This is a genomic window from Streptomyces sp. NPDC057302 (assembly GCF_042667685.1).
Taxonomy (GTDB): Bacteria; Actinomycetota; Actinomycetes; order Streptomycetales; family Streptomycetaceae; genus Streptomyces.
This window is the reverse complement of the sequence record NZ_JBHUZJ010000004.1, coordinates 66,848-79,077: the sequence shown is the minus strand read 5'-3', so window position 1 is coordinate 79,077 and position 12,230 is coordinate 66,848. Positions and strand designations below refer to the sequence as shown.

At 66.9% G+C, this 12,230-nt stretch carries 10 protein-coding genes; 9 read left to right on the top strand and 1 reads right to left on the bottom strand.

All coding sequences use genetic code 11. The annotated features are described in order from the left end of the window. Window positions 1-192 precede the first annotated feature (192 nt). Window positions 193-360 (top strand): hypothetical protein, encoded by a 168-nt coding sequence (locus tag ACFUPX_RS04810; protein ID WP_383315961.1) that lies wholly within the window; start codon window positions 193-195, stop codon window positions 358-360. Window positions 361-449: 89 nt separating this feature from the next. Then, the gene (locus ACFUPX_RS04805) at window positions 450-1,340 is read left to right on the top strand and encodes a LysR family transcriptional regulator (RefSeq protein WP_383315958.1); all 891 of its coding nucleotides are present in this window, start codon (window positions 450-452) and stop codon (window positions 1,338-1,340) included. Here the strand turns inward: ACFUPX_RS04805 and ACFUPX_RS04800 are convergent. Further along, window positions 1,303-2,163 carry a LysR family transcriptional regulator gene (locus ACFUPX_RS04800; protein ID WP_383316427.1) on the bottom strand — a complete coding sequence of 287 codons (861 nt, stop codon included), beginning with the start codon at window positions 2,161-2,163 and terminating at the stop codon, window positions 1,303-1,305. The two genes, ACFUPX_RS04805 and ACFUPX_RS04800, sit on opposite strands and share 38 nt — an antisense overlap. Before the next feature lie 150 nt (window positions 2,164-2,313). Here ACFUPX_RS04800 and ACFUPX_RS04795 point away from each other — a divergent pair, with 150 nt between their 5' ends. The 7 genes from ACFUPX_RS04795 to ACFUPX_RS04765 all read left to right on the top strand — a co-directional run bounded on the left by ACFUPX_RS04795 (window position 2,314) and on the right by ACFUPX_RS04765 (window position 12,008). Next, the gene (locus tag ACFUPX_RS04795) at window positions 2,314-3,726 is read left to right on the top strand and encodes a pyridoxal phosphate-dependent decarboxylase family protein (protein ID WP_383315955.1); all 1,413 of its coding nucleotides are present in this window, start codon (window positions 2,314-2,316) and stop codon (window positions 3,724-3,726) included. Window positions 3,727-3,764: 38 nt separating this feature from the next. Then, the gene (locus ACFUPX_RS04790; protein WP_383315952.1) at window positions 3,765-5,006 is read left to right on the top strand and encodes an aminotransferase class III-fold pyridoxal phosphate-dependent enzyme; all 1,242 of its coding nucleotides are present in this window, start codon (window positions 3,765-3,767) and stop codon (window positions 5,004-5,006) included. Window positions 5,007-5,062: 56 nt separating this feature from the next. Continuing rightward, window positions 5,063-5,599 (top strand): 2,4'-dihydroxyacetophenone dioxygenase family protein, encoded by a 537-nt coding sequence (locus ACFUPX_RS04785; RefSeq protein ID WP_383315949.1) that lies wholly within the window; start codon window positions 5,063-5,065, stop codon window positions 5,597-5,599. A gap of 218 nt (window positions 5,600-5,817) precedes the next feature. After that, window positions 5,818-7,083 carry an MFS transporter gene (locus ACFUPX_RS04780; protein ID WP_383316422.1) on the top strand — a complete coding sequence of 422 codons (1,266 nt, stop codon included), beginning with the start codon at window positions 5,818-5,820 and terminating at the stop codon, window positions 7,081-7,083. A gap of 35 nt (window positions 7,084-7,118) precedes the next feature. After that, complete coding sequence (locus ACFUPX_RS04775) at window positions 7,119-8,630, top strand: amidase (protein ID WP_383315946.1); 1,512 nt, start codon at window positions 7,119-7,121, stop codon at window positions 8,628-8,630. Between the two features lie 40 nt (window positions 8,631-8,670). Further along, entirely contained in the window at window positions 8,671-11,007 is a 2,337-nt protein-coding gene (locus tag ACFUPX_RS04770; RefSeq protein WP_383315943.1) for an arylsulfatase, read from the top strand. 56 nt (window positions 11,008-11,063) lie between these two features. Beyond that, window positions 11,064-12,008: a formylglycine-generating enzyme family protein gene (locus ACFUPX_RS04765; RefSeq protein WP_383315940.1), complete on the top strand. Its 945-nt coding sequence runs from the start codon at window positions 11,064-11,066 to the stop codon at window positions 12,006-12,008. The last annotated feature ends 222 nt before the right edge of the window (window positions 12,009-12,230 follow it).

The following is a 12,230-nucleotide window of genomic DNA, read 5'->3' as shown; positions in this document are numbered from 1 at the left end:
GCCGGCGAAGACAGTCCACAGCTGCGACGCAGATCGCAGCGTCCAGCACGAACCGCATTGCGTGCGAACGGCATTCGGGTCGACCAACGACCTGACGCATGGTTGGTTCTGCGGCGGTGAAGCGTCATCGTCGGCAAGCAGGGGAGGAGCGTCGGGTGTGAAGCGAAGCGTGCAGACTTCAGGGGTGCAGTCGTGATCGAGGAGCATCAGGCCCGGACCGACAACACTGTCCGTCAACGCGTCCGCGATCCGATCGTCGTGGAGCGGCATGCCGGTGTCGATGGTGCGGGTCACGGTCCACGCAACGCCGTAGTCGGTCAGTGCGTGGTCCACGGTCAGGTCGTGGTGGCCGGCCAGTGACGTCTCCAGACGGTCCCGGTCCCGTGGGAACCGAGGTGGCGGATCGATCGTTAGATGTCTGATGTCTGGTGGCACGGCCGAGGAGACCCATGGATGTCCGCCACGCCGAGCACTTCCTCGCCGTCGTGAAGCATGGAGGCATCACCCGTGCGGCAGCGGCGCTCTACCTCGCCCAACCATCGCTCTCGTTGTCGATCCGTGCTCTCGAGAAAGATCTTGGGATGCCTCTGTTCGTCCGCTCTGCGCGGGGGCTCGTGCTCTCGGAGTCGGGGCGGGCTCTCGTCCCTGCCGCCGAGAGACTGGTCGCGAGCGTTGCGGATGCGAGTCGGGTCATGAAAGAAGTCCGAAGTTTGCAGACAGGGACCCTCTCGATCGCGGCGGCGGGCGACCTGGTGGATGATCCGCTGGCGGCGATGATCGGCCGGTTTCGGCAGGCGTATCCGGGGGTCGTTGTCGAGATCGTCGACTCGGGGGCAGCGGGCGCGCCGTTCCGCGCACTGCAGACCGGACGTTGCGATGCCGAGCTGTCCGCGGTTCCAACGGGAACCAGCGCCCTCACGTCCCGTGCGCTCGGCACACAGCGGCTGCTCCTCGTCGCGGCTGCGCGGTTCGAATTGTCGGACACCCCTGTCTCTCTCGAGTGTCTCGCCTCAGTGCCGATGATCCTCACTCCACCCGGAACACCCGACAGACTCCGTGTCGACGCGGCGTTCGCACGCCGTGGGGTCAGCCCAGCGGTGGTCTGCGAGTGCGGAGCGCGGGAGATGATCTGGCCGCTGGTCCTCGACGGTGTGGGAGCGGCGATCCTGGCGCCGGGCATGGCGGCCGCTGCAGCTGAACAAGGGCTTACGGTGCGCGAGACAGCTCCACCCATCGAGCGCCGATTGTTCCTGGCGCATCGCGCGGGTCCGGGCTCACCGGCCCTGGAGGCGCTGCTCGCGGTCATCGCGGCGGGCGCTGAGCCACGGCGAGCTCGGTGAACCGTTCGACGAGCGGCGATCGACCGTCACGGCGATGGACGATGCCGATCTGCCGGGCGAACCGCAGATCGAGTTCACGGATCACCGCGCCCCGGGCCTGGGCCATCTCGGCGTAGCGCTGCGTCACCAGCGCGGCCCCCGCTCCGGCGAGCACCAACGACACCTGCGCCTCGCGGTGTGCGCTGCGTACACCCAGCTTGAGTTCGACTCCTGTGCCCGCGAGTTCCTGCCCCACGAATGAAATTGATGTTCCCGCGGACGGGACGACGAGATCGTGCTCGGCGACCGCGCTCCAGGTCACCGGGCCCGGATCGATCCGGGTGCCGGGCGGAAGGATGAGCCATTCCTTGAGATGTCCCAGCGGAATCGCTGTCAGGTCGTGCAGCCACAGCGACGGAAGAAGAACCGTTCCAATGTCGCAGTGCCCCGCTCTCACCAGGCGGCATACCGATTCCTCGTCTGCGGCCTGCTCGATCCTGGAACGCATCGTGGGCTGCTCGCGATGCAGGCGCGCGAGGAGGGTGGCGGTCGGGTGGGTGGCGAGGGGGCCCCACGTGGCGATCTCCAACAGCCCGCTGTCCAGACTCGGTTCGATGCGGGCCTCTCGAACGATCCGCCGCGCGGATCCTAGGAAGATCCGGCCGGCGGAGGTCAGGGCGACGCCGTGACCGAGGCGTTCGAACAATGTGAGGCCGAGTTCCCGCTCGAGAGCGGCGACGCTGCGGGAGACCGCCTGCTGCGTGAGCCCGAGGGCCTCGGCTGCGTGGCGGACTCCTCCGTGATCCGCGGCGGCGACGAAGTGCTCGACCTGATGAATCTGCATTCTGCCCACCCTGCCTGGACTGGCTCGCCTGCAGCCATAGGTCTTGGTTGTCGAGAGCCCCGTTTTCTCTATTGGATCTTAGTGATCCAGGCTGCGTTGAATGGTCGGCAGGACGGAGCACCCGTCTGACGTCGGCAAAAGGACCCCGTGGTGATTCTCGACAATGGCATTCCCGCGGAAGATGTACTGGCGGAGCTCGCCCGTCGGCACCGCGAGGACGCACCGAATGCGGACCGCCCGGGAATGGTCAACACCTACAGCACCGGGATGGCCACGGTCGAACAACTCGCGACCGACGCGTTCGGCATGTACCTCCAGGTCAACCCGCTCTACTCGACGGCTTTCCCCAGCCTCTACGCGATGGAGCGCGAGGTCGTGGGCGTGGCCACGGACCTGTTGCACGGCGGCCCCGGCGCCACCGGGAACTGGACGAGCGGCGGAAGCGAAAGCTGTCTCCTGGCGCTCAAATCCGCCCGTGACGCGCGGCCCGACATAGCCGAACCGCGAGTGGTTCTCCCGGTCTCGGCGCACGCGGCCTGGTGGAAGGCGGCGCACTACCTCGGGGTGGCTGTCGACGTCACTCCGATGGATCCCTGCTCGTTCCGAGCCGACGTGGGCGCGGTCCGTGATGCCGTCGACGCCGCCACCGTGCTCGTCGTCCTGTCGGCCCCGCAATACGCCCACGGAGTCATCGACCCGATCGACGACGTCGCTGAATTCTGCCGGGAACGGAGCGTCCGCCTGCACGTCGACGCGTGCATCGGCGGTTGGATTCTGCCCTTCAAGGAGATGCTCGGCCAGTCGGTACCGCCGTGGGACTTCCGTGTCGACGGCGTCAGCTCGATCACGGTCGACCTGCAGAAGTACGGATACACGACGAAGGGGTGCTCGCTGGTCCTATACCGCGACCGCGAGCTGCGACGCCCGCAGTACTTCGCGCACGCGGGCTGGACCGGCTATCCGATCGCCAACTCGACGGTCCAAAGCTCTAAGCCGGGCGGCCTGCTGGCTGCGGCGTGGGCGGTCATGCGGCATCTGGGCAGAGACGGGTACCTGCGGCTCGCGGAGGAGTCGCTCGAGCTCACCCAGGGCCTCGCGGACGAGGTCTCGCAGATCGACGGGCTGGCCGTGCTCGGGAAACCCGAGTCGACGCTCCTCGCCGTGACGACCACAGGCAGCGGCTTCTTCGCGCTCGTCGACGAGTTGGGCACGCGGGGGTGGGAGATGCAGCCCCAGCTCTCCCAGCCGGGCGTACCACCGAGCATTCACTTCACGATGACCGCGGGGCACGGCAAGTACCTGGACGACCTGCTCACCGTGCTCCGTGCTGCCGCAATCGCTGCACCCACGCGCAAGCCATTGCTGTCAGCCGAGCGGATCGAGGAACTGCGCTCTCTGCCCCACGACATCACACCGGAGCAGCTGCGCGTCACCGTCGGGGCGAGCATCGCACCCGGCAGGGAGACCGCGTCGCTGCACCACATCCTCGACTGCCTGCCACTGCCCCTCCGGGAGATGGCGATGCTCGACCACCACGAAGAGCTGACGTCACCCCTGCGCTGATGCCACCGCAGCGATCCGAAACGCAAGAGGAGAAATCCATGGCACAGCCCACCACGAAGGGCGGGAAACTCTATCCGCCGTACGGCACGGCGGCCGAGAACGACGCGGCTTACGCGCGCCACGTCAGCGCCTCCCACATCGCGCTCCTGCCCCCGCAGATAAACCTCCACCTCGGTGAGCGCAAGGGAGCACAGGTCCAGGACACCTACAGCGGGGAATGGTATTGGGACTGCTGGCGGCAAGGATCGAAGTTCAACCTGGGGCACCGCCATCCGGCCGTGGTCGCGGCATACCGCGAGGCCATCGACCACGTCGACTCCGGCGCCTGGGCCCTCGCCTCCGGATACCGGGCGAGGCTGGCGGAGAAGCTGGCCGAAAGCACACACCACGCATTGTCCGGTGTGACGTTCGGCGTCGGCGGGGCGGACGCGATCGAGATCGCCGTGCACGCCGCCCGCGCCCACACCCGCCGCACCAAGCTCGTGTCGATCGCCCAGAACTCCTACCACGGCGCGACAGACCTCTGTCTGAGCCTGAGCGGGATCAGCGCTCACCATCGCGAGCGATACCTCGTCGCAAGTACCGACGTGACGATGGTGCCGTTCAACGATCTCGATGCGATGCGGCGCGCGGTGAGCCGCGAGACGGCCGCCGTGGTCATCGAGCCGACGCCCGCTCAAGGCGGATACCCGGTGCCCGCGCCCGGCTATCTCGAGGGAGTCCGCAGGATCTGCGACGAGCAAGGCACGGTAATGATCGTCGACGAGACGCAGACCGGGCTCGGATCGTGTGGCGGCGGGGTCGTGTGGCAGTACCAGCAGCACGACCTGCTGCCGGATGTGCTCACCACCGGCAAAGGGCTCGGCGGCGGGGTGTACCCCATATCGGCCGCGGTGATGGCCGAGCCGATCTGGGCCTCGTACACCCAGGACCAGCTGGTTCCGCACGAATCGACCTACGCGGGAACGGACATCGGCTGTGTCATCGCGGCAGCTGTCCTGGACCTGACCATGGATGCGGGGTTCCTCGCACGCGTGGACCACCTCGCGCAGCGCTTCACCGATGGGTTCGCCGGCGCACCCTTCGAGTTCTCACAGATCGGCACGAACATGGGCCTGCGTACGCAGACTCCTCTGGCCACAGCAGTGCAGCTGCTCGAAGCCGGCGTGCTCGTCATCCCCTCCGGCAGCGACCTCGTCGTGCCGTTCCGCCCAGTCCTCACCCTCAGCGACGAGGAAGCCGACTCCGTCATCGCTCTCGTCCGCGGAGCCCTGGGATGACAGCGGGGACGACACCTTCCAAGCACGCAAGCCACCACCCACGAACGGAGATTCCCGTGACCGCGCCCAAGCCGACCGCCGCTGCCGCGCTGCCCGTCATCGCCCTTCCCCAGGGCGAGTTGCTCACGGCAAGCGTCAACGACATTCCGATCATCAAGGACGCGCTGGGGACCGGCGTCAGCTATCAGCCGCTCTTCCTGGATCCCGAGGCCGGAATCTGGGTCGTGATGGCCTACTTCTCCCCCGGCGCCGAATTGCCGATGCATCTGCACACCGGTGCCGTCCATGGCTTCACGCTGAAGGGCAGGTGGGCGTACCGGGAATACCCGGACCAGCCTCAGGTAGCAGGCTCCTACTTGTATGAGCCCGGTGCGTCCGTGCACCAGTTCTACGCCCCCGAGACGAACACCGAGGACACCGAAGTCCTCTTCATCGTCAACGGCGCGAACATCAACTTCACCGAGGAAGGCCAGTTCCACTCGGTACTCGACGCGGTCACCTTGGTCGAGGTGACCAAAGCACTGGCCGAGACACAGCAGTTGGGCGAGATGAACTACCTCAGGGGTGGCAGCGCTCGCTACTCGGCCACCTAGGTAATCCGGGTGTCGGGGGTGCATGACACGGCGACTCCGACCGGAGCACTCCCCCACCACCCCCGGGCCGCCCGGACTCCGCAGCATTCGTCCGCGCGGATGCATCGACTCAAGGAGCTACCGCCGTGGACACATCCAACGGTGTCCTTCCCGAACCTGGACTCCCCGCGTCCACGCCCCCGGCCGACGTCCCGGCGCCTGCTCACCGTCGGCGCAACATGACGCTACTGGCTGCCGCCTCCGCGACGGACAACACCGAGGCAAGCGTGGTCTCGGTCCTCTTCCCTGCTGTGCAGACCGCCTTGGGACTGTCCCTCTCCGCGCTCAGCTGGCTGGTCGCGGGTGCCAAGCTGATCGGCGTGGCAACGGGACCGCTGTGGGTTTCCGTGGCACGCCGCACGAGTCGCACCTTCGTTCTCGGTGTGTCCACGGCCGGAGCGGGTGCCTTCATCGCGGGGGCCGGTGCCTCACAGAACCTCGCACAGCTGATGCTGCTGCACCTGGTGGCCGCAGCAGGATTTGCCGGCGTCGCACCGCTGGCCGCCGCACTGGTCGGCGACTTGTACGGCGACGACCGCCGGGGTCGCGCCATGGGTTACCTCTACGGATCTCTCGCGCTGATCTCCGCCGCCAGCGCACCCCTGTTCGGGCAGCTCTCCCGCTTCGGCAACGGCTGGCGGTGGGGATACACCATCTGCGGAGTTCTGTGCATGCTGGTCGGCATCGCGGTGCTGGTCACCTTCAGGGACCCGGGCATCGGCGCCTCCGACCGCCGCGCCACACCACCGCCGCACGGCGCATCGGACCGAGGAATCAAGTGGGCCGATGTCGACCAGTTGCTCAAGATCCGCTCGTTCGCCCTGATCCTGCTGCAACGACTGCTCTCCACCCAGCTGTTGTTCGTCGCATTCGGCGTGGTGTTCCTGGTGGAGGTCCTCGGATTCTCCAACGCGCAGGCTTCACTGGCCATGTTGCCCTACGGAGTCGGCTACTTCCTCGGCACGATCATCGGCGGTCACATCGCCGATCGGGTACACCGGCGCCACCCCCGCGCCGGCCGCGTCGCCATGTTCCAGCTGGCCCATGCAGCCTTCGCGGCCGTCGCGTTCGTCACAACCCAGTTCCCCTGGCACTCGCTGGTAGTGGTGGCCGCGCTGTTCGCGGTTCTCGGCGGTCTCCAGGGCATCACCCCGGTCGTGCAAACACCCATGATCATGGCCGTCGTACCGCTGGAACTCCGTGCCTTGGCCTTCGCCTTGAAACTCTCGGTCACGGACGCGATCGCTTGGGTGATCTTCACCCTCCTGGCCGGATACCTCGGCGAGCACATCGGACTGAAGCAGACATTCTTCTGGCTCCTCGTCGTGGTGATGGTCGCCAACACCGCCTTCATCTCACTGATCTACCGGCCCTACATCCGCGACAGCGCTCGCCCGCGCGCCCATATCGAAGCATCAACCTCCAGTACCGGCCCGACGCCTTGACCTCAGAGCTCACGCGGCAAAAGGAACACATCACGATGGCCACGAACAATCCGGACCTCCCGGCCCATCGGGCGAACGACATCGTCCTGCTCCAAGCCTCCGCGCTGTCGGAAGCGATTCACCAAAAGCAGGTGTCGTGCGTGGAGGTGATGAACGCCCACCTCGATCACATCGAGGCAATCAACCCCGCAGTCAATGCCATCGTCAGCCTTCGCCCGCGGGACGAGCTTCTGCGTGAGGCCCTGGAGAAGGACCGGCTGCTGGCACAAGGCCGCGACATGGGGTGGATGCACGGCTTCCCACACGCCGTCAAAGACACCGCCGACGCGGCCGGATTCAAGACGACCCGGGGATTCTTCCGTGGCGAGTTCGATCTGCCGGAAGCACAGAGCGACTCGCTGCACATCGCGCGTATTCGGGCGGCGGGAGCCATCTTCATCGGCAAGACCAACGTCCCGGAGTTCGGGCTGGGTTCACACACCTACAACGACGTGTTCGGCGTGACCCGCAACGCCTACCACCAAGGCCGGTCAGCAGGCGGCAGCAGCGGAGGCGCGGCCGTCGCGGTGGCTCTGCACATGCTGCCGGTCGCCGATGGCAGCGACTTCATGGGGTCACTGAGGAACCCGGCGGCCTGGAACAACGTTCTCGGCCTGCGCCCGTCCTTCGGCCGGGTTCCCTCAGCGGGCTCCGACGTCTTCGTCCAACAGGGCGCAGTCGCCGGTCCCCTCGCCCGGACCACCACCGATCTCTCCCTGCTCCTGGACACCATGTCCGGCTACGACCCCCACGCCCCGCTCTCCCTGGAGCCGACCGACGCGTCGTCTTCCGGCCTGGACCGCGACTTCACCGGCGCACGTGTGGCCTGGCTGGGAGACCTCGGCGGCTATCTCCCCATGGAGCCAGGCGTACTTGGCCTGTGCACCAGGGCTCTCGATGTGTTCGAGTCGATCGGCCTGCCGGTCCACTCGTGTGCAGGGCTTCCGACGGCGCCCGGATTCGACGGCACCGATGATCTGTGGCCTCTCTGGCTGACCTTCCGGCACTGGCTGGCGGGCTCCCAGCTCTATCCCCTCTACCAAAGTCCGGTAACCCGGGCCGCGCTCAAACCCGAGGCCGTCTACGAGATCGAGGGGCTGATCAACGGCGTCGACGGCCGACCGCCCGTCGGGGCACTGGATGTGTTCGACGCATCGGTGAAACGGACCGCGATGTACAACGCGTTCCTGACGCTCTTCGACAGCTACGACTTCATCGTGCTTCCCTCCGCCCAGGTATTCCCCTTCGAGGTTGAGGCGGACTGGCCAAGAGCAGTGAACGGGACGGCCATGTCGTCCTATCACCGGTGGATGGAGGTCACCACCATCGCGACACTGCTCGGCGTCCCCGCGGTGAACTTGCCGGCGGGATTCAACCAGGACGGGCTTCCGATGGGCGTACAGGTCCTCGCGCGCAACCGCGCCGAGACCGACCTGCTGAGGCTCGCACACCGGTGGGAGCAGGAGTCGCCCTGGGGTCCCGCCGTACAACCACGGCTCCTGAAGTAGCGCCCACGCCCCGGAACCGGCTCACCAAGGAGATCACCACATGGCCCGCCCCCTCGACCCCGCCCGCAAGACCCTGCCCATCCCCGAGCCCCGGCCACGGACGACATCCACGCTCGACATCAGGGACACCTCCTACCCGCCACTCGCACAGATCCGCCCACCGGCAGGCGCCCCGAACGTGGTCGTGGTAATGATCGACGACATGGGGTTCGGCGCCTCGAGCGCGTTCGGCGGACCCTGCGCCATGCCTACCGCGGAACGTCTCGCCGCAGGCGGTCTCAAATACAGCCGCTTCCACACCACAGCGCTGTGCTCCCCCACCCGGGCGTCACTGATGACCGGACGCAATCACCACGCGGTGAACATGGGAACCGTGACGAACCTCGCCACGTCAACCCCCGGATACACCGCCGTGCGCCCACCATCCGCCGCGCCCCTCGCCGAAGTACTGCGCCTCAACGGCTACTCCACCGGCGCCTTCGGCAAGATGCACCAGACACCACCCTGGGAGATCAGCCCCATCGGCCCGTTCGACCGCTGGCCGACCGGAGAAGGATTCGAGCGGTTCTACGGCTTCCTCGGCGGCGAAACGAACCACTGGGACCCCCTGCTCTTCAACGGCACCCAGCCAGTCGAACCGCCGGACACCCACGGCTACCACCTCAGCGACGACATCACCGACCAGGCGATCGCCTGGATGCACACCCAGCACGCCCTGGCGCCCGACAAGCCGTTCTTCATGTATCTGTCCTTCGGGGCCACCCACGCACCCCACCACGCCCCCAAGGAGTGGATCGAGAAGTACCGAAACCGCTTCGACCAGGGCTGGGACCACGAACGCGAAGCCATCCTGGAACGACAGCGCGAAGCCGGCGTCGTGCCCCAGGACTGCCTGCTGACCCAGCGCCACGACGACATCCCCGCCTGGGACGAGCTGGACGCCGACGAACAAGCGGTGGCCGCCCGGCTGATGGAGACATACGCCGCCTTCGCCGAACACACCGACCACCAAGTCGGCCGCCTTGTCGACGCACTCGAAGCATCGGACACACTCGCGAACACGATCTTCCTGTACCTGCTCGGCGACAACGGAGCCAGCGGGGGCGGCGGACCGCACGGTGCGTTCAACGAGATCGCAAGCCTCAACGGCGTACACGAGCCGGCCGCGAACATGATGCACCGCCTGGACGAGTTGGGCGGACCGACCGCGTACAACAACTTCCCGAGCGGTTGGGCACACGCCACCAACACCCCGTATCAGTGGCTCAAACAGGTTGCCTCGCACTGGGGAGGGACACGTGTAGGCATGGTCACCCACTGGCCGGCCGGAATCTCCGCGGCAGGGGAAGTACGCCACCAGTGGCACCACGTGAACGACGTCTACCCGACCATCCTGGAAGCAGCGGGCATTCCCGTCCCCGAGGTCGTCCATGGCGCACCGCAGCAGCGGATCGACGGGGTGAGCATGTGCTACACCTTCGACGCCCGTGACGCCGACGAACGACACACCACCCAGTACTTCGAGATGTTCGGCAACCGCGGCATTCACCACAACGGTTGGTCGGCGTGCACCAAACACCTGGCCCCGTGGGAACGCGCTCCACAGACCGGATTCCAGGACGACCACTGGGAGCTCTACGCTCCCGACGACTGGAGCCAAGCCCACAACGTCGCCGGCGAACACCCCGAAACGCTCGCACGACTGCAGCGGCTGTTCCTTGCCGAGGCCGAGAAGAACTCCGTACTGCCGCTCGACGACCGCCGTGTGGAGCGCTTCATCGCGGAACTGGCGGGCCGCCCCGACCCCACCGCGGGACGCAACAGCATCGAACTGCGGGCCGGAATGCGCCAGTTGAATGACAACGCCATTCCCAACATCAAGAACAAGTCCCACTCGATCCAGGCGTCGATCGTTGTGCCGGAGAGCGGCTCGGACGGTGTCGTGGTGTCCCAGGGCGGGCGATTTGGCGGATGGTGCCTCTTCCTGTCGGCGGGCGTGCCGACGTACTGCCACAACTGGCTCGGATTCGAGCGCTTCTACGTACGCGCTGACCACGCCCTCCCACCAGGGCGACACGAGTTGGTCTTTACGTTCGACTACGACGGAGGCGGTTTCGGCCAGGGAGGAACCGGCACACTGACCGTGGGCGGTGTGCAGGTTGCCCAGGCCAGAATCGCCCGCACCGTGCCCTTCCGGAACCCCACCTCGGACACCACTGACGTGGGGATCGACCTCGGAGCGCCGGTCACCGACGAGTACCGGACCGAAAAGGGCCGATTCACCGGCCAGATCGAACGAGTACGCATCACCGCCGACCGCGACGGGCCGGTCATTCCTCCGGATGTGGCCCAGCGAATTGAAGTAGCGGCCCAGTGACAAGCGGAGCACGCCGCCATGACACAAGCCCGGCGCACGGGACAGGCAGCGCAGTCATGACGCAAGCACCGGCAGCGTGCTGCGCTGCCTCTCGTCCGCCGTCGGCCGGCCTGGCTGTGCGTCCCCACCGCACCGACACGCGCCCACGGTCGACGCGAGGGCAGGTCCGCCTTGACGGCGATGAGTTCGCGATGGGCGACAGCTTTGGCGAGGGCTACCCGGCCGATGGCGAGCGACCGGTCCACCTGGTGCGGCTCTCGCCCTACTTGATCGACGCCACCGCGGTGACGAACGCAGCGTTCGCCACGTTCGTCAAGGCGACCGGGTATGTCACCGACGCCGAACAGTTCGGCACCTCTGCGGTCTTCCACCTGGTGGCCTCGCGCGCCGACGTGATCGGTGAGGCAGCCGGCGCCCCGTGGTGGCTCACGGTCCGGGGCGCCTCCTGGCGTTGCCCCGAGGGAGGCGACTCCACCATCGGAGACCGGCAAAACCACCCCGTGGTGCACGTCTCCTGGCGCGATGCCTCGGCCTACTGCACCTGGGCCGGCAAGCGGCTGGCCACCGAAGCGGAGTGGGAGTACGCCGCACGCGGCGGCCTGACCGGACGACGCTTCAGCTGGGGCGACGAACTGACCCCCGGCGGGCGGTGGGCCTGCAACATCTGGCAGGGAGATTTCCCCCACCGCAACACGCTCGACGACGGCTACCTGACCACTGCCCCCGTCAAGTCCTACCGGCCCAACGCCCACGGCCTGTGGAACATGTCGGGCAACACCTGGGAATGGTGCGCGGACTGGTTCTCCCCCGCCTACTACGCACAATCCACGGCGAACGATCCACCAGGCCCAGACATCGGCACCACGCGGGTCATGCGCGGGGGCTCATACCTGTGCCACGACTCCTACTGCAACCGCTACCGGGTGGCCGCCCGCTCAAGCAACACACCGGAGTCCAGTTCCGGAAACCTCGGCTTTCGCTGCGCCAACGACACCCTGTAGCGGGCACAGGGCAGATGAGCGGGATGCCATTTGGCACCTAGTCGGCAGGAGCCGCACCAGTCACATTGCTGTCACCAACGACGTCGACGCACCTGGACCACCGAGACCAAACCCGCGTGAACAGCGTCGAACTGGACCACGTGGACGCCAGAAGACGGTTCTGCCTACCTGTGCCATGTTGTCGCGAGGGAAGGGCCCAGAATCAGGACTGGAGCGTCTTCT